The sequence below is a fragment of the Serratia sp. 4542 genome, assembly GCF_016805595.1.
GTDB lineage: Bacteria > Pseudomonadota > Gammaproteobacteria > Enterobacterales > Enterobacteriaceae > Serratia > Serratia nevei.
Genome location: NZ_RXKV01000007.1, coordinates 111,527 through 131,802, shown reverse-complemented (window position 1 = coordinate 131,802; position 20,276 = coordinate 111,527). Strand labels below are relative to the sequence as shown.

General features: G+C 62.4%; 20 protein-coding genes. 12 read left to right on the top strand and 8 right to left on the bottom strand.

The annotated features are described in order from the left end of the window. Nucleotides 1-41: 41 nt before the first annotated feature. Both EKL15_RS09510 and EKL15_RS09505 read right to left on the bottom strand, forming a co-directional pair. On the bottom strand, nucleotides 42-1,052 hold the full coding sequence (locus EKL15_RS09510) for an alpha/beta fold hydrolase (RefSeq protein WP_238423679.1): 1,011 nt from the start codon (nucleotides 1,050-1,052) through the stop codon (nucleotides 42-44). Between the two features lie 24 nt (nucleotides 1,053-1,076). Continuing rightward, entirely contained in the window at nucleotides 1,077-1,481 is a 405-nt protein-coding gene (locus tag EKL15_RS09505; RefSeq protein WP_047728359.1) for a VOC family protein, read from the bottom strand. A 76-nt stretch (nucleotides 1,482-1,557) separates the two neighbouring features. On the opposite strand from EKL15_RS09505, the gene EKL15_RS09500 reads away from it, so the two are divergent. Next, nucleotides 1,558-2,013 carry a GNAT family N-acetyltransferase gene (locus tag EKL15_RS09500; protein ID WP_033637538.1) on the top strand — a complete coding sequence of 152 codons (456 nt, stop codon included), beginning with the start codon at nucleotides 1,558-1,560 and terminating at the stop codon, nucleotides 2,011-2,013. 34 nt (nucleotides 2,014-2,047) lie between these two features. Here the strand turns inward: EKL15_RS09500 and pbpG are convergent, their stop codons facing one another. The 3 genes from pbpG to EKL15_RS09485 form a co-directional block, all read right to left on the bottom strand. After that, nucleotides 2,048-2,977, bottom strand: coding sequence for a D-alanyl-D-alanine endopeptidase (pbpG, locus tag EKL15_RS09495; protein ID WP_038879897.1), 930 nt, complete (start codon nucleotides 2,975-2,977; stop codon nucleotides 2,048-2,050). 151 nt (nucleotides 2,978-3,128) lie between these two features. Beyond that, nucleotides 3,129-4,232: an adenosylhomocysteinase gene (locus tag EKL15_RS09490; RefSeq protein ID WP_100396143.1), complete on the bottom strand. Its 1,104-nt coding sequence runs from the start codon at nucleotides 4,230-4,232 to the stop codon at nucleotides 3,129-3,131. Between the two features lie 45 nt (nucleotides 4,233-4,277). Next, nucleotides 4,278-5,222 carry a GlxA family transcriptional regulator gene (locus EKL15_RS09485; RefSeq protein ID WP_049201103.1) on the bottom strand — a complete coding sequence of 315 codons (945 nt, stop codon included), beginning with the start codon at nucleotides 5,220-5,222 and terminating at the stop codon, nucleotides 4,278-4,280. A gap of 91 nt (nucleotides 5,223-5,313) precedes the next feature. On the opposite strand from EKL15_RS09485, the gene EKL15_RS09480 reads away from it, so the two are divergent. Both EKL15_RS09480 and EKL15_RS09475 read left to right on the top strand, forming a co-directional pair. Further along, the gene (locus EKL15_RS09480; RefSeq protein WP_060420976.1) at nucleotides 5,314-5,991 is read left to right on the top strand and encodes a DJ-1/PfpI family protein; all 678 of its coding nucleotides are present in this window, start codon (nucleotides 5,314-5,316) and stop codon (nucleotides 5,989-5,991) included. 50 nt (nucleotides 5,992-6,041) lie between these two features. Further along, nucleotides 6,042-6,605 carry a DedA family protein gene (locus EKL15_RS09475; RefSeq protein ID WP_060420973.1) on the top strand — a complete coding sequence of 188 codons (564 nt, stop codon included), beginning with the start codon at nucleotides 6,042-6,044 and terminating at the stop codon, nucleotides 6,603-6,605. Nucleotides 6,606-6,621: 16 nt separating this feature from the next. Here the strand turns inward: EKL15_RS09475 and EKL15_RS09470 are convergent, their stop codons facing one another. Continuing rightward, complete coding sequence (locus tag EKL15_RS09470) at nucleotides 6,622-7,515, bottom strand: LysR family transcriptional regulator (protein WP_060440473.1); 894 nt, start codon at nucleotides 7,513-7,515, stop codon at nucleotides 6,622-6,624. 112 nt (nucleotides 7,516-7,627) lie between these two features. Between EKL15_RS09470 and EKL15_RS09465 the strand changes: the two genes are divergently transcribed. Both EKL15_RS09465 and ansP read left to right on the top strand, forming a co-directional pair. Beyond that, nucleotides 7,628-8,065 (top strand): PACE efflux transporter, encoded by a 438-nt coding sequence (locus EKL15_RS09465; protein WP_203089323.1) that lies wholly within the window; start codon nucleotides 7,628-7,630, stop codon nucleotides 8,063-8,065. A 436-nt stretch (nucleotides 8,066-8,501) separates the two neighbouring features. Continuing rightward, nucleotides 8,502-9,968 (top strand): L-asparagine permease, encoded by a 1,467-nt coding sequence (gene ansP, locus EKL15_RS09460; protein WP_203089317.1) that lies wholly within the window; start codon nucleotides 8,502-8,504, stop codon nucleotides 9,966-9,968. A 37-nt stretch (nucleotides 9,969-10,005) separates the two neighbouring features. Here the strand turns inward: ansP and EKL15_RS09455 are convergent, their stop codons facing one another. After that, entirely contained in the window at nucleotides 10,006-10,785 is a 780-nt protein-coding gene (locus EKL15_RS09455; protein WP_203089315.1) for a 2OG-Fe(II) oxygenase, read from the bottom strand. 116 nt (nucleotides 10,786-10,901) lie between these two features. Here EKL15_RS09455 and EKL15_RS09450 point away from each other — a divergent pair, with 116 nt between their 5' ends. Together EKL15_RS09450 and EKL15_RS09445 are read left to right on the top strand one after the other, a co-directional pair. Next, a complete protein-coding gene (locus EKL15_RS09450; protein ID WP_203089313.1) occupies nucleotides 10,902-11,801 on the top strand; it encodes a LysR substrate-binding domain-containing protein in 900 nt (299 codons plus the stop codon). Nucleotides 11,802-11,998: 197 nt separating this feature from the next. Next, nucleotides 11,999-13,819 (top strand): hypothetical protein, encoded by a 1,821-nt coding sequence (locus EKL15_RS09445; protein ID WP_203089311.1) that lies wholly within the window; start codon nucleotides 11,999-12,001, stop codon nucleotides 13,817-13,819. Between the two features lie 31 nt (nucleotides 13,820-13,850). Here EKL15_RS09445 and EKL15_RS09440 read toward each other — a convergent pair whose 3' ends face one another. Then, the gene (locus EKL15_RS09440; RefSeq protein WP_203089309.1) at nucleotides 13,851-14,603 is read right to left on the bottom strand and encodes an SDR family NAD(P)-dependent oxidoreductase; all 753 of its coding nucleotides are present in this window, start codon (nucleotides 14,601-14,603) and stop codon (nucleotides 13,851-13,853) included. 151 nt (nucleotides 14,604-14,754) lie between these two features. On the opposite strand from EKL15_RS09440, the gene EKL15_RS09435 reads away from it, so the two are divergent. From EKL15_RS09435 to EKL15_RS09415, 5 genes are all read left to right on the top strand, one after another. Further along, nucleotides 14,755-15,519, top strand: a complete 765-nt coding sequence (locus EKL15_RS09435) for an arylamine N-acetyltransferase (RefSeq protein WP_203089307.1) — start codon at nucleotides 14,755-14,757, stop codon at nucleotides 15,517-15,519. Nucleotides 15,520-15,642: 123 nt separating this feature from the next. After that, complete coding sequence (locus EKL15_RS09430) at nucleotides 15,643-16,272, top strand: response regulator transcription factor (protein WP_203089305.1); 630 nt, start codon at nucleotides 15,643-15,645, stop codon at nucleotides 16,270-16,272. Continuing rightward, entirely contained in the window at nucleotides 16,272-17,813 is a 1,542-nt protein-coding gene (locus tag EKL15_RS09425; protein WP_203089303.1) for an MASE1 domain-containing protein, read from the top strand. Before EKL15_RS09430 ends, EKL15_RS09425 begins: the two co-directional genes overlap by 1 nt. 60 nt (nucleotides 17,814-17,873) lie before the next feature. Next, entirely contained in the window at nucleotides 17,874-19,202 is a 1,329-nt protein-coding gene (gene uhpC, locus EKL15_RS09420; protein WP_225529591.1) for an MFS transporter family glucose-6-phosphate receptor UhpC, read from the top strand. Beyond that, nucleotides 19,199-20,230 carry an ABC transporter substrate-binding protein gene (locus tag EKL15_RS09415; protein WP_203089298.1) on the top strand — a complete coding sequence of 344 codons (1,032 nt, stop codon included), beginning with the start codon at nucleotides 19,199-19,201 and terminating at the stop codon, nucleotides 20,228-20,230. The genes uhpC and EKL15_RS09415 overlap by 4 nt, the downstream gene beginning before the upstream one ends. The last annotated feature ends 46 nt before the right edge of the window (nucleotides 20,231-20,276 follow it).

Below are 20,276 nucleotides of genomic sequence, written 5' to 3'. Positions count from 1 at the left end.
TCCAGTTAATGGCGGAGAAGAAGTGATTAAGAAACAAACAGCTACGCGGATACGTCTCCATCAGACGCGCCAGCGAATACGCGCGAGAGGTAGCGTAGGACATGATCGTGGGCCTCAAAGACGCACGATAAATGCGTACTGCCCTCAAGCAAGCCAAAGGCAACATGCACGCTGCCATGCTGTTCGACGAAACGCTGCAAGGATTGCGCGCTGAACAACTCATCCTGCGCCGCCGCCAGCAGCAAGGTCGGTAATCGCAGCGCCGCCAGTTGCTTTGCCGGGGTGCGTGGCGTCAACGCGTTAGCCATATTAACGCTGTATTGGCAGACAAAATCGGGGGCGGCGGCCAGCACGGCCGGGGGAAAATTCAGGCTGACCGCCCGAGACTGCCCAAACCACCGTCCACCGCTGAGCGCATTGGCCACAAAGGGCCATTGGCGCACCTGGGCAAAACGGGCCGCCACCGGCAAATCGCGGGCCATCCCGGAAAATGGCCCCAGCTCGGGCGCCAGCAGGGTCAGGCTGTCCGCCTGCTGTTCACAAGGATAGCGGGTCAGGTAGTTGAGCAACATCCCGGCGCCGCTGGAATGGCCAAGCAGGTGCCTGCGCGCTAACGGAAAACGCAGGCGCATTTCCGCCAGGATGATATCGACATCGCGCCAAATACGCTCAGGCCGCTCAACCGTCCCCCGCTCTCCCGTGGAATCGCCATGCCCGCGAATATCGACCAGGCACACCGCGAGCGTTGGCTCGGCAGCCAGGTGGCGCGCAAGAATGTCATACCCGGCGGCGCTGTTAACCCCGCCGCCGTGATAAACCACGATCACGTCTTCGCTCTCGGCAGTTTGCCGATACAGGCGGTAGCTCAATCCCTCAACGCTGCCGGACGACGTGCCCACCTGTGCCCCCGGCCACTCACCGTAAGACTTCGCTTGCTCAACATAGCGGTCAAAATCAATCAATTCGCACCCTTCCATGATGTTGTCGGTATTCCCCACGGCAGAGCCGCTGCCCCGGCGATAAGCATATGAAACAACAGCAGGAACTGCCATGCCTTTTGCACGCTCCCCTTAGCCTCAGGGCAAATCCCCCGCCGGGACATTGAGCTGCCAGGAGAGCCCAAAGCGATCGTTGAGCCAGCCGAAGCGGGCGCTGAAGCCGTAGTCGTCGAGCGGCATCAGCACCTTGCCGCCCTCCGCCAGGCGGTGGAAAGCCTGCTCCAGCGCCTCTTCGTTAGGCAGGTTGATGAACAGCGACACCGCCGGGGTGAAGCTGAAATCATGGCTGATCGGGCTGTCGATAAACACCAGGTTCTGCCGGTCGAAATCGATGGCGGCATGCTTGATCAATCGCCGGCCGTCCGGCGTCGGGTCGTAATGCTGCACCTGCATGAGCCGAAAACGCGCAAACACCTGGCTGTAGAGGTCGATCGCCTGCTGCGCCTCCCCCTGGAACATGACAAAGGTCGAAACCTGACTCATAACATCCTCTCCGGCAATCGTTGTGGTATTAATGGAGGATAGCGGATTACCGTTGAAGCGGCGGAAAGGAGCAACCATGAGCATCATTCATCGCCTGGCGCAGCCGGACGATCTCAACGGCCTGTTGGCTCTGTATCGCGAGCTGCGCCCACAGGATGCGCCGCTGCGTACCGACGACGCACGCCGCACCCTGCAACGCCTGCTGGACGATCCGGCGATCCGTCTGGTGGTGGCGGCAGACGAGGAACAGCCGATCGCCACCTGCATGCTGGCACTGATCCCGGGGCTGGCGCACCAGGCGCAGCCGTTCGGCGTCATCGAGCACGTGGTGACGGCAGAGCCCTATCGCGGCCACGGCGTGGCGCTCGCGATGATCGAATACGCGCTGCAGCTGGCCTGGCGCAAGGGCTGTTACAAGGTGATGCTGCTGTCGGGGCAGCAACGCACCGGCGCGCACCAGCTTTATCTCAAAGCGGGTTTCGACGGCGATCGCGAGCGGGGATTTGTCATCAGGCGGCCCGAGGGCCGATAGCGGCCTGCTGCAAACGAGCAGGCCGCCAGGCGGGTCATTCGGTGGCGTTTTTCGCCAGACTGGCGTCTTTTTGCCGACGATAGTCGCGGGCGGCGGCCGGGATCGGCGTCACCTTGCCGGTTTCAATCCAGCTGCGCAGCCGGTTGGCGTCGGCGAAGTGGGTATATTTGCCGAAGGCGTCCAGCACCACCAGCGACACCGAGCGGTTACCGATTACCGTACGCATCGCCAGGCAGTGGCCCGCCTGGTTGGTGAAACCGGTCTTGGTCAGTTGGATGTTCCATTTCGGGTTATACACCAGATGGTTGGTGTTGCGGAACGGCAGCGTATAGTTCGGATCTTTGAAGCTGGCCATGCGCTCGGTGGTGGTGCTGAGCTGGCCAATCAACGGGTATTGCTTGGTGGCGATCAGCAGCTTGGTCAGATCGCGCGCCGTCGACACGTTATGGATAGAGAGCCCGGTCGGTTCCACATAATGGGTATTGGTCATGCCCAGCGCCTTGGCCTTGGCGTTCATCGCTTTGATGAAGGCGTTGTAGCCCCCCGGATAGTGGTGCGCCAGGCTGGCGGCGGCGCGGTTTTCCGACGACATCAGCGCCAGCAGCAGCATATCCTTACGGCTGATTTCGCTGTTCAGCCGCACCCGCGAATACACCCCTTTCATCTCCGGCGTCTGGTGGATATCCACCGCCAGCATCTCGTCGAGCGGCAGGTGCGCGTCCAGCGTGACCATGGCGGTCATCAGCTTGGTGATCGAGGCGATCGGCACCACTTCATCCGGGTTGCGCGCGTACATCACCTTATGGGTTTGCATATCGACGACCATCGCGCTGCCGGAGGCCAGCTCCGGCTGGGTGGCGTGCAGAGCGGCGGCGTTGTCGCTGGCCAGCGCGCGCGGCGCAAAGCCTGCGCCCGCCTGCAAAGCGAGCAGGGTCAGAACCAAAACACGTATTTTCACAGGCATTACTCTGAAATGGGGGCTTGAACTCAGCGAATTATATGTGAGGGTTCAGCGCTTGGCACTGGGATTGTATGGCGGATTTGTGACAAATTCTGTCGGCCGAAAAACGACGCAGCCCGCGGGCGCTCTGGGATGAACGCCCGCATAGAAAAAGTTACAGCGCCGGCTGCCAGGCCGACTGCGGCAGCAGGTACAACCCCGGCGTTTGCCGCGCCCCCGCGCCGACGATATGGCCGATGCCGGCCGCCATCACCGCCAGCGTCACGTCGAAGGCGTTGAGGCTGTCGCCGTAGCCGGCGGTCAGGTTGAACATCGAACCGTTGGCCAGCAAATAGACCGTCTTTTCATTGAGTTGGTAAGCGTTCACATAAGGCATCGGCTCGTGGTGCGGCAGGCCTTGCAGGAAGCCGACGTCGATCTCTTCCGCCACGTGGCCGACGTTGAGGATAAACACGCCGTCCTGCGCCTGCTGCAAATGCTGCGCCGAGAGCACGTTTTTCGCGCCGGTCGCGGTGGCGATCACGTCCGCCTGCGCGACGGCGCTCGCCAAATCCACCACCTGCCAGCCGTCATAACGCGCCTGCAGCGCGCGCGCCGGATCGATTTCCGCCACCATCACCTGGCCGCCGTAAGCCCTGGCCGCCGCCGCCGTCCCCTGCCCGACCAGGCCGTAGCCGATCACCAGCACGCGCTTTTCGTGCAGCGTCAAATGGGTGGTCTGGAAGAAGGTGTGCCAGGCGGTCAGCCCAACCATATGCCGATTGTGCAGCCCCTCTTTCACCGGCAGATCGTCCCAGTTGAAGATCGGATAGCGCGGCGCCACGCCGTTCAAACGATTGATGCCCGATCCGGTGGCTTCCAGCCCGGCGACGATCTGCGGGCCGTTCGGCGATTGGTGCAAACGGGTGGTCAAGTCCGCCCCCATTTCGCACAGGTGAGTCGGCTGCCAGGCCAACGCGCGGTCGAAAGATTCCGACCACTCGCCGGCGCTCATGTCACGCCAGGCATAGGCCTGCGCGCCCCGTCGTTCGAGCCAGGCCACCACGTCGTTCTGCACCGTGGTGGGATTGCAGGTGGTCAGAAAGATCGCCGCGCCCTTGTCCAGCAGGCCGGCCACCAGCGGCGCCATTTTCAGATCCAGGTGCATATTGCACGCCAGCCGCACCCCGTGCAGGTCCGGCAACGCCGCCACCGCCGCCCGGGTGCGCGGCATATGGCGCATCGCCCAGTTCAATTCGCTCTCGAAATCCTGATACATCCGTTGCTCCTCTGGTGCGCCCCGCCGCCAGGCGTGGCAAAAAAGTTATCCCGCGCGGCCGAGCCGGCGGATCGCCTGCGGCGACAGGCCAAATACCCGGATAAACGCCCGCCTCATGCGCTCCGGATCGCTGAATCCCACCGAACGGGCGATCGCCTCCAGCGGCTCGGCGCTCTCTTCGATGCGCACCCTGGCCGCCTCCACCCGCAGCTGTTCGATCACCTTGGCCGGCGTCTGCCCGGTTTCGGCGCGGAACAGCCGACCGAACTGGCGCTCGCTCAGGCAGGCGGCGTCGGCCAGATCCGCCACCGACAGCGGCAGGTGCAAGTGCTCGCGCGCGAACGACAGCGCGGCGCGCATGCGATCCGACGACGGGTTCAACGCCAGCAACAGCGAGTACTGCGACTGCCCGCCGGGGCGCCGGTGGTAGACCACCAGCTGCCGCGCCACGCCCGCCGCCATCGTGGCGCCAAGGTCGTCTTCTATCAACGCCAGCGCCAGATCGATGCCGGCGCTGATGCCGGCCGAGGTCCAGATATCGCCGTCGCGAATGAAGATACGGTTGCTGTCGACGCGGATGCGCGGATAACTCTGCTGCAGCCGCGCCGCATGATACCAGTGGGTGGTGGCACGCTTGCCGTCCAGCAAACCGCAGGCCGCCAGAATAAACGCGCCGGTGCACACGCTGGCGATGCGCCGCGCTCGCCGGCTGTGGGTCGTCAGAAACGCCACCAGCGCCGGCGACTGCGCCGCCATCACGTTGCCGCTGCCGCCGGCCACCACCAGCGTATCGAAACGCTCGTCGCCACACGGCTGCGTGGCGATCTCCACCCCGGCCGAGCTGGCGACCATCCCGCCCTGCGGCGAGATCGCCACGCAGCGGTAGGCCGGCGGATCGGTAAACTGGCTGACGTTATCGAACGCCGCCAGCGGGCCGGCAAAGTCCAGCAGGTTGAAACCGGGAAAAACCACAAAACCGATCGTTTTCATGATGGCGCTTTTTGAGGGTTATCTGTCATAACAGCCAAAAACAGGGCGGCTATTATGGCCCAGGTCCAACGATAAAAATGAGGCGAATGTCATGTCTGAACCACTCGTGATTGTATTTCCCATCTATCAAGGCGTCACCCAGCTCGATTTCACCGGCCCACTGCAGTTTCTGCGCCACATGCCGGGCGCGGAAATCGTCGTCGCTTCGGTAGACGGCGCGGATGTCGAATCGGAAGGCCTGCACTTCACCCAACTGCGCCCGCTGCCGGAGATCGCGCGCTGCGACGTGCTGTGCGTGCCGGGCGGCAGCGGCTGCACCCAGGCGCTGCAGGATGAAGCGTTCATGCGACAAATCCGGCGGCTGGGCGCCGATGCCCGCTACCTGACCTCGGTGTGCACCGGTTCGCTGATCCTGGCCGCCGCCGGCTTGCTGCCGGGCAAACGCGCCGCCTGCCACTGGTCGATGCGCGACAGCCTGGCGCTGTTCGGCGCCATACCCAGCGCTGCACGCGTTGAGCGCGACGGCAACGTGATCAGCGGCGGCGGCGTCACCGCCGGCATCGACTTTGCGCTGGCGCTGATCGCCGAACTGCACGGCGAAGACACTGCCCAAACGATCCAACTCTATCTGGAATACGCCCCGGCCCCGCCGTTCACGGGCGGCACGCCGGAACTGGCCCCGCCGCACATTTACGCCAAGGTACAGGCACAAATGGCGGAAAGCCTGGCGCAGCGCAGAGCGTTGGTGGCCCAGATCGCCCAAGGCTAGCGATCGGGCGTATACTTGCCCTTATGCGTCAGTCACATAAGGAGTAAGGAATGACCGATTTGGCCCACTACATTACGGACTACGGCTACTGGGCGTTGTTTATCGGCTGCCTGGCTGAGGGAGAAACCATCACGCTGCTGGGCGGCATCGCCGCCCACGAAGGGCTGCTGCACTGGCCGTGGGTGATAGCGGTGGTGGCGCTCGGCGGCACGTTGGGGGATCAGCTGCTGTACTTCACCGGCCGCCGGTTCGAAGGCCGGGTCATCTCGCGGCTCAAAGGGCAGGAAAAGCGCATCGCGCGCGCCAGAAGGCTGATCGCTCGCCACCCGATGCTGTTCGTTATCGGAGTGCGCTTTATGTACGGCTTCCGCATCATCGGTCCGGTGCTGATCGGCGCCAGCCGCCTGCCGCCGTCGCGCTTTGTGCCGCTCAACATCCTCGGCGCTATTCTGTGGGCGACGATCTTCGTCATGCTCGGCTATTTTGGCGGCCAGGCGATCGAAAGCTTCTTTACCGGCTTCAATAAAAAACTCTCCAGCCTGCTGTTTGTCGCGCTGGCGATTGCCGCCATCCTGCTGGTGCGCTTCTGGTGGCGCAAACGCCACGCGGAATAAGCCAGCGCGCCTGGCGTCAGCTCTCCTGCGGCGCCGCGCGCATCAGCTCGACCAGCTCGCGCGCCGCCTTGTCCAGCGGGCGGCTCTTCAGCCAGATCAGATGCATCGGCAAGCGCAGCTCGTTCTTGGTATTTTTGAATTTCAGCCGCACCAGCCGCCCCTGCGCCAGCAGCGGCTCGGCCAGCGACAGCGGGAAATTGCCCCACCCCAGGCCCGCTTCCACCATGTTCAGCGCCATCGGCAGGCTGTCGGTGCGCCAGTAGGCCTCCGCCACCTGCGGGCGCAGATCGCCGATCGGCAGATCGCGGCTGGCCACCATGATCTGCCGCACGTTGATCAGATCCTCGAGAAACAGCTCGCCCGCCGCGCCCTCCAGCGCCGGATGCTGCGGCGATACCATCGCCACCAGCGACTCCGCGCCGACGGAGTGGAACTGCTCCGCGCTGTTGATGTTCAGCCCGCCGAACGCCAGGCAGACGCCAATGCGCCCCTGATGCAGCATATGCAGCACGTCGTCCTGCGGCGCGCTGAGCACTTCGATGTTCAGCAGCGGATAACGCTGCGACAGCGTTTTCACCGCCGCCAGCAGGCCGGCGCCGTTGATGTCCGACGCCACGCCGATCGAAAGCGTGCTTTCCAGCCCTTGGGAAAGTTCGATGGCGTGCACCTGCAGCTGCTTGAGCTGCCCGGCGATCAGGCGGGCGTGCGGCGCCAGGGCCAACGCCAGCGCAGTCGGCGTCGGTTCGCGGTGCGAGCGATCGAACAGTGCGAAACCGAGCTCCGCCTCCATGTTGGCGATGCCCATGCTGACGGCGGAGGGTACGCGCCGCAGCGCGCGGGCGGCGGCGGAAAACGAACCGCGATCGAGCACCGCCAGAAACAGTTCGATATTGTCGCTGGAAAAATTCATCGTTCAACCTGTCAGTTAAACTGACAGCTCCTGACTTTTTCTATCAATGTGATTGACGCTATCTTAGCCGCCGTCGCCACAGAGGCAACTAAAAACAGATCGGGAGAAAACGATGCAAGGCGTCAAACGCAAACTGGTGTATGTCACCGCTTATGAACTTATCGGCATGACGATCTCGGCGCTGGGGCTGGCACTGCTGTCGGGCCATGCGCCGGCCAGCACCGGGCCGCTGGCGGTGGTGATCACCACCATCGCGGTCAGCTGGAACTTCATTTACAACTATTTATTCGAGTGGTGGGAAAGCCGCCAGGCGTCGCGCACCCGCACCCTCAAGCGCCGCATTTTGCACGCGATCGGGTTTCAGCTGACGCTGGTGGTGTACCTGATCCCGCTGATCGCCTGGTGGATGGGCATCACGCTGTGGCAGGCGCTGCTGCTGGATATGGCGCTGATCGTCATCATTCCTTGCTACACCTTCCTGTTTAACTGGGCGTTCGACAAGCTGTTCGGCCTGCCGGCTTCGGCTCTGCCGGCCGGTGAATCCGCCTAAAAAACCCCCTCGTCCGATTCGCCTGCGCACGCCCATCGCCGCGCAGGCGCCACCGCTTTATTTTCCGCTCGCCTTTGCCCCCACGCGAAATAACCTTCAAATCCCTTTAGTTTGCACGGTAATTATTATTCTGTGATTTCAATCACTTTTATCGTTCGATATTTCCGTGTTGATAATGAGACTCATCTTACTGAATAATATGCACTTTTGTTTTCAGTTTAAAAAATACACACCTTTGTTCACGCTTTGTACGCAGGTTTTTTTGCCACATTTATCGGGAAACGGTAGCATGCCACGCCGTTATTTAACGGCGGCTGTATACACAATAAACAGCGGAATGATGCCACGACCTCATTCTCATTACGATTGTTGATGGCAATCGTTTGCTCTGCAGCTCAGGGCGGAGTTCATCATAGACAGGTAAACAGGACGGATAATGCACTCACAAAAAAAGTCGGCGGACGATAAACACGCCGCCAGACGACGCTGGCTAGACTCCCATGAATCCGGTTATCACAAAAGCATGGGCAACCGGCAGATCCAAATGATCGCCATTGGCGGTTCGATCGGCACCGGCTTGTTCCTCGGTACCGGCGGCCGTCTCGAATTGGCCGGGCCGGCGCTGGCGCTGGTCTACCTGGTGTGCGGGATCTTCTCTTTCTTCATCCTGCGCGCGCTGGGCGAACTGGTGCTGCATCGCCCTTCCAGCGGCAGCTTCGTTTCTTACGCCCGCGAGTTTCTCGGTGAGAAAGCCTCTTACGTCGCCGGCTGGATGTATTTCCTCAACTGGGCGATGACCGGCATCGTCGATATCACCGCGGTGGCGCTGTACATGCACTACTGGGGCACCTTCGCCGACGTGCCGCAGTGGCTGTTCGCCCTCGGCGCGCTCGGTATCGTCGCCACCATGAACATGATCGGCGTGAAGTGGTTCGCCGAGATGGAGTTCTGGTTCGCGCTGATCAAGGTCGTCGCCATCGCGCTGTTCCTGATTGTGGGCGTCGTCTTCCTCGGCACCGGCACGCCGGTCGCCGGCCACACCACCGGCATGCACCTGATCACCGAAAACGGCGGCATGTTCCCGCACGGCCTGCTGCCGGCGCTGGTGCTGGTGCAAGGGGTGATCTTCGCCTTCGCCGGCATCGAGCTGATCGGCACCGCCGCCGGCGAGTGTAAAGATCCGGCCAAAATGATGCCCAAAGCGATCAACAGCGTGATCTGGCGTATCGGTCTGTTCTACGTCGGCTCCGTGGTGCTGTTGGTGCTGCTGCTGCCGTGGAACGCCTATCAGGCCGGCCAAAGCCCGTTCGTCACCTTCTTCAGCAAGCTGGGCGTGCCTTATATCGGCACCATCATGAACATCGTGGTGTTGACCGCCGCGCTGTCCAGCCTCAACTCCGGCCTCTACTCTACCGGCCGCATCCTGCGCTCGCTGGCGATGGGCGGCTCCGCGCCGAAGCTGATGGCCAAAATGAGCAGCCAGCAGGTGCCTTACGCCGGCATCCTGGTCACCTGCGGCATCTACGTGATCGGCGTGGTGCTCAACTATCTGGTGCCGTCGCAGGTGTTCGAGATCGTGTTGAACATCGCTTCGCTCGGCATCATCGCCTCCTGGGCGTTTATCATCGTTTGCCAGATGCGCCTGCGCAAAGCCGTGCGCGAAGGCCGCGCGCAGCCGGTCTCGTTCAGAATGCCGGGCGCGCCGTTCACCTCCTGGCTGACGCTGGCGTTCCTGCTGATCGTCGTGGTGATGATGGCGTTCGACTACCCGAACGGCACCTGGACCATCGCCACCATTCCGGTGCTGGCGGTGCTGCTGACGCTGGGCTGGTTCGGCCTGCGCAAGCGCGCGCAGGAAGTGAAGCGGGAGCAACAGGCTCACGAAGAGCAGAACCCGCACTGAATCGACAAACCGCCCTCCGGGGCGGTTTTTTTATCCGCTATAACCGGCCGTAGAACGTCATTCTGGCGCTTTCCGACAGCATCACGTCCGGCTGCGCATTGTAGGCCAGCACCACCAGCATGCGCGTGATGTCGCCTTCGGTCGGCGTCACCCGGTGCATGGCGTTGCGCCCGCGAAACAGCACCAAATCCCCCTCCTCCATCGCCAGCCGTTTGGCCGCCCGCTCGCCGTCCAGCACCTGCGTGACCCCGGCATAGTTCATCTCGCCGCGATCGGCGTCGCGCAGGTTCTCCACGTACTCGAAACGCCCGCCCGCCTGCGGTTTCTGGATCAGCAGCGTGATGGCGAACGACGAGTTGTCGAAGTGCCAGCCCAGCTCCTGGCCGGTGTGGGCGTAATGCAGGTTGATCGACGACAGCCGATCGGCGTAGGGATACAGCTGCGCCTCATCCAGCACCGCGCAGAGGAACGCGCGAAACGCCGGAGCGTCGTACAGCGCGCGCAGCGGCGACTGCGGCGGAATATCTTCGTCGGTAATGCAGCCTTTGGACGACACCACCAGCCGGTTGCGCGCGTGATCGGCCGGCAGCGCGTCGTCCTGCGGCCGCAGATACACGTTGTGTTTGCTGGTGGCGTAAAACGCCGCGTGGTGCTGTTCGGCGCCTTCCAGCCTTACCGTCGCCAGCGCGGCGGCGCGCAGAAATCCCGGCAGTACTAACGCACCGCTGCGCTCCAGCGTTTGCCGGCAACGGGCGCGGAACGCGGCGTCGTCGATGGGATGGGCGGACAGATCGATAATATCGGCAAGTTGCGGCATGACGTTCCCCTCGTGTGCGAAAGCCGGATGCCTCTCACTGTAGCGAATGGCGCATTGCCGCCATAACAAAAATACGTTATGGATAAGCTAACCGATTCTTAGCGATAGCCCTGCCCATGCACTCACCGTCCCGCGCGCGCTTGCCCAAGCTGAGCGCCATTCTGGCGTTCGAAACCGCCGCCCGCACCGGCAGCCTGGCCCGTGCGGCGGATACGCTGGCGCTGACCGCCGCCGCCGTCAGCCAGCAGATCCGCCAGTTGGAGCAACACCTGGGGATCATGCTGTTCATCCGCGCCAAAAGCGGCGTCACGCTGACCGAACAGGGCGCGGACTACCTGGCGTATGTCCAGGAAGCGTTTGAAACGCTGCGCGTGGCGCAGCAGCACGTCGAGCGCCAGCGCGGCAAACAGGCGCTGACGGTGTTCGCGTTGCCGGCGTTGGCCTCCAAGTGGCTGAACCCGGCGCTGGACGACTGGCTGGCGCAGTGCCCCGACGGCGATCTGCGGCTGCACGCCACCCATGCGGCGGTCGATTTCGCCCATTCGGCGGCGGACTTCGCCCTGTGCTTCGGCGATCAGGATTACCCGCTGCTGGAAAAGGTGCGGCTGTTTCAGGATCGGGTGCAGCCGGTGTGCAGCCCGGCGCTGCGCGATCGCGGCGACTGGACGCAGCTGCCGCTGATCCACGTCGACTGGGGCAAAGAGAGCCAGTTTCTGCCGGGCTGGCACGAGTGGTTCACCGCCGCCGATCGAATGCCGCCGGCGCGGCGCGGGCTAACCTATAACCTGACGTCACTGGCCATCGACGCCGCCGTGCAAGGGCGCGGGGTGCTACTCGGCCAGCGGCGGCTGATCGCCCGTGAACTGGCGGAAGGCCAGCTGGTCACCCTGGCCGAACCGGCGCTGCCGCTCAGCAAACCCTACTACGTAGTTTACCCGCCGCGCACGCTGGAAAAACCCGGCGCAGCGGCGTTTCTGGCCTGGTTGCAAACCCTCGTATCTACAGACCAAACCTGAACCCCGGCGGCGATGTTTGCTGGCGTCAGGCACAACCCTGAACGCTTAAGCCTCTCGCCTCAGCCTGTTAATTTATCTCTGCCGACCGGGATCGCGAACCGATTCACCCTTCGGCCACAATGCCATTTCCCTATGCCGCCGCCCCTGCAATCGCCATATTGCATCGGCCTCTTATTGTCCAAAACGAGGGCTATTCCATGATTTCATTAAATGATTACGCCAACCTGCGCAGCTATGCCGGTAGCGAGACCGCGGTGATGCTCGAAAACCGCTACCATCACGGCGTATTTACCCGAGACGATGCGGATACCACCAGCCAGGACAACGGCGTCACCCTGCTCGTCGACGCGCAAAACCGCCGCTGGAAGCGCATCGTCAATGACGGCGATTACAGCATCGATTGGTGGCATCTGCCGGGCGATGAGCTGGATTACTCGCTGACCATTACCCGCGCGTGCAACTTCTTGCAGGTCAAAGGCGAAGAGTGGTGGCAGTTGCCTATCCCAACGACCCCGGCGGGGATTACCCTGGTTGGCCCCGGCGGCGTTCGCCCTTGTAAAACCACAGCCAACCTGAAGCTGTGGAAAAATTCCGTCGATTTTAAAGGCACCATTCTGGACTTCAGCGGCGCCGCCAACATCGAGTGCGTACGCGTGCAATACTCTCTGGGGGCGCCGGCGATTTATAACCTGCGCATCGTGGGTGCCCCTGGCGCGGCGGCCAACCTGCGCGGCCTGTGCGTCTACAGCGATGCCTCGAACATGCACGGCCTGCCGGCCTGCCAACTGCTGGTGCAAAACGTCTGGCTGACCAACCTGTACAAAGGCATCGTCTTCGGCAATAACGCCTATATCCAGAGCTGGCACAGCATCATGGTGCGGGGCTGTTTCTGGCCGATCTGGTCTGAAACTACCGCCAACGCCGGCGAAAAAATCGTCTTCTACAAATGCCTGTTCGGCGACAGCAGAAACTACTATCAGGGGGTGCATGCCCTGGCCTTCCGCGATTGTTCGTTCGACTACAGCGGCTTTAGCAATGAAACCGAACAGTTGGCCAATACCGACTATGGTTTGTTCGACCTTAAGGGCGGCACGCTGGACTTTAAAAATTGCCACTTCGAATGGGGTAACGCCAATTGCCGCAACTACCGGCCGGTCTTTACCAGCAACAACGGCGGTACGGTAAAAATCAAAGACAGCCAATGGCACAGCGTGATGACCAACAACACCGATGCCGGCAGCAGCGTGCCCTATCAATACGTCGAGTATTTCTTCTTCGATAAGTCCAGCGATCTGAGCGGAAAATGTTATATCGACGGTTTCGATCTGGTGAACGCCGACATTAAAAAAGGCTGGTCCAACAACCACATCGAGATGAAAAAGATCGTCGCCCCCGGCTACATCAACATGTGGCGCCTGCTCTATCTGGGCGATGGCGTCAACCATCTGCCGGAGCCGAGCTGGAAAGAGAGCGGCGCGCTGGCGTTGAATAACGTCTACGCCTTCGGCGGCGCACGCCTCTCGCAAACGGCGACCGCCGATCTGGCGGTGACGCTGCAAAATGGCGTGCTGACCGCCACCACCAAAACGGCGACGACGGCGGACAAACGCGTCGAGATCTACTTCCCAATCGCGAAAAACGATCTGGTGCTGTGGCGCGCCACGTTGGCAAACCTGAAAGGCCAGAACAGCCTTGATGTCACCATCGGCACTTACCAAGGCAAGTATGTCCTGAACGGTGATGCCGGCGTCACTACCCTACTGGAAAAAGCTTGCCAATGGGGGCGCACCGGCACGGTAACGCCGGCCGCTTCGGCAACGATGACCTCGGATCGCATCACTGCGCTTAACTCGTCGGAATATTTGCCGTTGCCTGAGGGCTATGTCAATTACGCCCGTATCGCCATCGTGCTGAAAAACTTTGTCGGCAGCGCCGCTCAGCCCACCTCGGTGGACATCACCCAACTGTTGTGTCAAAAGATCGACATCGTCTCCCGCAACCCGCGTAAATCCTGGTAATCGAACGGGCCCGTCAGGGGCCTGTTTTCCATTAACGCGCGATATAGCCGCCGTCGATGCTGTAAAACGCGCCGGTGGTGAAACTGCTGTCGTCCGAGAGCAGGAAAGCCACCGTTTTCGCCACCTCTTCCCGCGTCGCCATTCTCCCCATCGGGTGCGAAGCGGCCATCTGTGCCCACGCCGACGCCGGCAGCGCCCTCATCGCCGGCGTATCCACATAGCCCGGCCCGACGGCGTTGACGCGCACGCCGCGCGTGGCGAACTCCAGCGCCGCCGAGCGCGTCAGGCCCAGCACGCCATGCTTGGCGGCGGTATAAGGCGCAATCCCGGCAATCCCCACCACGCCGTTGGCGGAAGAGAGGTTCACTACCGCCCCGCCGCCGCCGGCGACGATCGCCGGCAGGCCGTACTTCATGCCGAAAAACGTGCCGCTCAGGCAGGTGGCGATCACCTCATGCCAGTCTTCGACCGCGTACCGATCGATGTCCACCTCGTGCGGGCCGGTGATCCCGGCGTTGTTGACCAGCAGATGCAGCGCGCCGCAGCGCCGCACCGTCTCTTCAATGCCCTGCTGCACCGATGACGCATCGCGCACGTCCATCCGCAACGTCATCAACCGTCGGCCTTCGGGATCGAGCCGCGAGGCGGCGGCGGCGAGAGGCGCGGCGTGGCGGCCGGTCATCACCACCGTGGCGCCGCGCCGAAACAGCTCGGCGGCGATCGCTTCGCCAATGCCGGTGGAAGCGCCGGTCACCAGCGCCACCCGATGTTTGAAATCTTGCATAACCGTTCTCCTGCAACGTTGAACTCAGGGGAACAGGCTAGCGCCGACCAGTGACAGTTTGCGGCAGCAGCGACAGCGCAGCACGTAATGCGCTCACAAACGCCGCAAAGCCCGCTATTTTATGCCTACTTTTTCTCATGCGAGACACCCTGTGGATACCCAACGCTACCTGCAGCATATCGGCTTTACCGGCACCGCCCGCCCTGACCTCCCCACGTTGCAACAGCTGCACCATCGCCACATGCTGAGTGTCCCGTTCGAGAACCTGAGCATTATTTATCATCAGGGCATCCGGCTGGCGCCGGAGGCGCTGTTCAGCAAGGTGGTCGAGCGTAACCGCGGCGGTTTCTGTTATGAGCTGAACGCGTTGTTCGCCCTGCTGCTGCGGGAGATCGGTTTTAAGGTGAGCTTCATCTCCGGCGAGATCCGCGCGCGCGACGGCCATTTCGGCCCGCCCTACGACCATCTGGCGCTGCGGGTGGATCTGGCGGACCAGGCCTGGCTGGTGGACGTCGGTTTCGGCGATTCCTTCCTGACGCCGCTGAAGATCGTCGCCGCCGAGCCGCAACCGCAGGCCAGCGGCACCTTCCACCTGGAGCAGGAGGGCGAATATTACCTGCTGGAGCGCCGCAACGGCGACCAACGCTCGCATGCCAAAACCCTGTATCGCTTTACCGCCCAACCGCGCGAGTTGCATGAGTTCGACGAGATGTGCCGCTTCCACAGCACCTCGCCGCAGTCGCATTTCACCCAGCGCCTGGTGTGTTCACGGCCGACGGCCCACGGCCGGGTGACCCTCAGCGACATGAAGCTGATCGTGACCGAAGATCACCAGCGCCACGAAACGACGTTGCATTCGGAAGAGGAACGCCGCGCCGCGCTGTGGCAGCATTTCGCCATCGATTTGGATCGTTGACGGCACCGGCGGCGCCCTTTTATTACGATTCTGTTACACCGATTGCATAACCGCGCTTGGCTGATTGCCAGCACCGTGGCTGCAGGCATCATAGGGCCATGATTCGGCAACAGAGTGCGAAAAATGATCCGTGTGATACTGGTGGATGACCATGTGGTGGTGCGCTCCGGCTTTGCGCAGTTGCTGAGCCTCGAGGACGATCTCGACGTGGTGGGGCAATACGGCAGCGCGGCGGCGGCCTGGCCGGCATTGCTGCGCGACGACGTCAGCGTCGCGGTGATGGACATCGCCATGCCGGATGAAAACGGCCTGAGCCTGTTGAAACGCCTGCGGGCGCAGAAGCCGCAGTTTCGCGCGATCATACTCAGCATCTATGACTCCCCCACCTTCGTGCAGAGCGCGCTGGACGCCGGCGCCAGCGGCTATCTGACCAAACGCTGCGGGCCGGAAGAGCTGGTGCAGGCGGTGCGCTCCGTCGATATGGGCGGCCATTACCTGTGCGCCGACGCGCTGCGGGCGCTGCGCGGCGGCGAGCAGCCGGCCACGGCGCTGGAAGCGTTGACCCCGCGCGAGCGTGAAATCTTCGATCTGCTGGTCAAAGGCGACAGCGTAAAGGAGATCGCTTTCAAGCTCGATCTCAGCCATAAAACGGTGCACGTGCATCGCGCCAACGTCCTGGGCAAGCTGCAGTGCAACAGCACCATCGAGCTGGTGCATTTCGCTCTCGACCATCAACTTCTGGCGGGGCATTGATGCTACCCCGTTTCCGGCCCTGGGTTATCTCGCTGTTTATCCTGTTAGCCTGGGGCAGCGGCTGGCTGATGCTGTGGACGCTCGGTTTCTATCTGACCCGCAACGGCAACCAGGCGGCGCTGTTTCTGCCGCACGGCGTCTATCTCGCGCTGCTGATCCTGCTGGCGCGCCGCTATTGGCCCGCTCTGATAATACCGCCGGTGCTACTGCTGTTCTGGCTGCACGGCGAACGCCTGATGAGCGGTTACAGCCTGCTGGCCACGCCGTTCATCACCCTGCTCCCGGCCGCGCTCGCGCAGCGATTCTGGCACCGTTTTCCGCTCTACTGGCAGCGGCTGACGCTGCTGCTGGCTGCGGTGACCGCCGCCTCGCTGCTCAACACCGCCCTGCTTTCGCCGTTTGTGCCAAGCCCGGCGATGCTGCTTGGCCTGGCGTCGTTTACCGGCGGCGTCTTGCTGACCCCGTTCGTCTATCTGATCTTTGAATTTCTGCGCCAGCAGCACCGTTACCACCTGCTGGGGCTGGACACCCCCAACCCGCCGCTGCGCGCGTCCTTAATCATCTGGTGCAGCCTGTTCTTCGTTATCGGTATCGGCACGCAGATGGTGCTGTCGCCGGAAATCGAACGCCTGCTGCTGATCGTGGTGTTTCTGCCGAACGTGGTGATGGCGTGGAAGTTCGGCTGGCAGGGCGGCGTGCTGTCCGGCCTGCTCGGCAGCATGATGATCACCCTCGCCCGGCAGGTCGGCGTGGGGTTCGGCAACTTGGTCGAGCTGGAAATCTTTCTGGCGACGCAGGCGCTGCTCGGCATCGGCCTGGGTATCGCCATCAGCCGCCAGCAGCACCTGGCGCAAAACCTGCACCACTATCAGCGTCGCCTGGAAGAAGAGCTGGCGGCGCGGCGGGCGCTGACCGAAAAACTGATCCACACCGAAGAAGACACGCGGAAAAACCTGGCGCGCGAGCTGCACGATGAAATCGGCCAGAACATCACCGCGATTCAAATCCAGTCGCAGCTGGTCAAACGGGCGCACGATCCAGCGCAAACCCAGGCCGCCGCGCACCAGATAGGCGAGCTCGCCCGGCGCATTCATCACTCCACGCGCCAGCTGCTGCGCCAACTTCGGCCGCCCGCGCTGGACGAGCTGGCGTTCAAAGAGGCGCTTCACCACCTGCTGAGCGAATTCGCCTTTGCCGAACGGGGCATCCACTGCCGTTTCGATTACCGGCTGAGCCACACGCCCGCCGGCGAAACGGTGCGCTTCACCCTCTACCGCCTGCTGCAAGAGCTGCTCAACAACGTGTGCAAACACGCCGAGGCCAGCGAAGTCGCCATCGTCTTGTATCAACAGGGGCCGCTTTTGCACCTCGAGGTACAGGACAACGGCATCGGCATCCGTGCGGACAAGGTGCCCGGCCTCGGCATTCAGGGGATGCGCGAGCGGCTCAGCGCGCTGGGCGGCGAGCTGACGCTGGAAACGCAGTGCGGCACGCGGGTAATTGTTAACCTGCCCACAAATTTGCAACAAACCGCCGACTAACTAGGAAAAAGTCTTAGCCACTCCGGACTTTATCTCATCCCCTTTCCCTTTCACCTTCTTATAGTCACCACCAGGGAGGCGGCTATGCAGGCACGCTCGGCATCTGAAATCGATCATCGTTACCGCGCGCTGCGCCCGCGACTGCTGCTGTACATGGTCATCGGGTACGCCGCCTTTTACCTGACGCGCAAAAGCGTGAATTACGTGCTGCCGGCGCTGCAAACGGATTTGGGCCTGGATAAAGGGGACATCGGCCTGCTCGGCTCGCTGTTTTACCTGAGCTACGGCCTGTCGAAATTCGCCGCCGGGCTGTGGCACGACGGCCACGGGCAGCGCAGGTTTATGGGGATCGGCCTGTTCGCCACCGGCTTACTGAACGTGGCGTTTGCCTTCGGCGAATCGCTGACGCTGCTGCTGGCGGTCTGGGCGCTGAACGGCTTCTTTCAGGGCTGGGGCTGGCCGCCCTGCGCGCGGCTGCTGACCCACTGGTATTCGCGCAACGAGCGTGGCTTCTGGTGGGGCTGCTGGAACATGTCGATCAACCTCGGCGGCGCGATCGTGCCGCTGATCAGCGCCTTCGCCGCCCAGCGCTGGGGTTGGCAGGCGGCGATGCTGATCCCGGGCGCCGTCAGCATGGTGTTGGGCCTCTGGCTCACGCAGCAGCTGACAGGCACGCCGCAGGAAGAAGGCCTGCCGTCGGTCGGCCAGTGGCGCCACGATCCGTTGGAGCTGCGCCAGGAACAGCAAAGCCCGCCGATGGGGCTGTGGCAGATGTTGCGCACCACGATGCTGAAGAACCCGATGATCTGGCTGCTCGGCGTCTCTTACGTGCTGGTCTACCTGATCCGCATCGCGTTGAACGACTGGGGCAATCTCTGGCTGACCGAAAGCCACGGCGTCAACCTGCTCAGCGCCAACGCCACGGTGATGCTGTTCGAGATAGGCGGCCTGCTCGGCGCGCTGTTCGCCGGCTGGGGTTCGGATGTGCTGTTCGGCGGGCAGCGCGCGCCGATGATTTTGCTGTTCACGCTCGGGCTGATGGTTTCCGTCGCCGCGCTGTGGCTGGCGCCGGTGCATCACTACGCGCTGCTGGCGGGCTGTTTCTTTACGGTGGGCTTTTTTGTCTTCGGCCCGCAGATGCTGATTGGCCTCGCCGCCGTGGAATGCGGGCACAAAGGCGCAGCGGGCTCCATCACCGGTTTTCTCGGCCTGTTCGCCTACCTGGGGGCAGCGCTGGCGGGCTGGCCGCTGTCGCAGGTCATCGAAGGCTACGGCTGGTCAGGCATGTTCAGTTTGCTGTCGATCGCCGCCGTTCTTATGGGTTTATTGCTGATGCCGCTGCTGATGGCGAGCGTCGCCACCTCTACCGAGAGAAGGATAAAACAATGAAAAAAATGTGGGTCACTACCCTGATAGCTTCCGGCATCGCGCTGGCCACGCTGAGCGGCGCCACGCACGCCAAGGGCCGCCTGGTGGTTTACTGCAGCGCCACCAATGAAATGTGTGAAGCGGAGACCAAAGCCTTCGGCGAGAAATATGACGTGAAAACCTCGTTCATCCGCAACGGCTCCGGCAGCACGCTGGCGAAAGTGGACGCCGAGAAGAAAAACCCGCAGGCGGACGTCTGGTACGGCGGCACGCTCGATCCGCAATCCCAGGCCGGTGAAATGGGGCTGCTACAGCCCTACAAATCGCCGAACCTCGAACAGGTGATGCAACAATTCCGCGACCCGGCGAAGCTGAAAGGCAACTACTCCTCGGCGGTCTACGTCGGCATCCTCGGCTTCGGCGTCAATACCCAGCGCCTCAAAGAGAAAAACCTGCCGGTGCCCAAGTGCTGGAAAGACCTGACCAAGCCGGAATACAAAGGCGAGATTCAAATCGCCGATCCGCAGAGCTCCGGCACCGCCTATACCGCGCTGGCGACCTTTGCCCAGCTGTGGGGAGACGATCAGGCCTTCGATTACCTCAAGCAGCTGAACGCCAACGTCTCGCAGTACACCAAGTCCGGCATTGCCCCGGCGCGCAACGCCGCCCGCGGTGAAACGGCGATCGGCATCGGTTTCCTGCATGACTACTCACTCGAAAAAGAACAGGGCGCGCCGCTTGAGCTGATCTCGCCTTGTGAAGGCACCGGCTACGAAATCGGCGGCGTCAGCATCCTCAAAGGCGCACGTAACCTCGACAACGCCAAGCTGTTTGTGGATTGGGTGCTGTCGAAAGAGGCGCAGGAACTGGCATGGCAGAAAGGCAAGTCCTATCAGATCCTGACCAACACCACCGCCGCTACCTCGCCGAACTCGCTGAAGCTCGACGACCTGAAGCTGATCAACTACGACATGGACAAGTACGGCTCGACCGAGGTCCGCAAGGCGCTGATCAATAAATGGGTCAGCGAAGTCAAGATGGGTAAATAAGCCCACATTCTGCGCCTGTTGCCGGGTAAGCCTCACGCCTTACCCG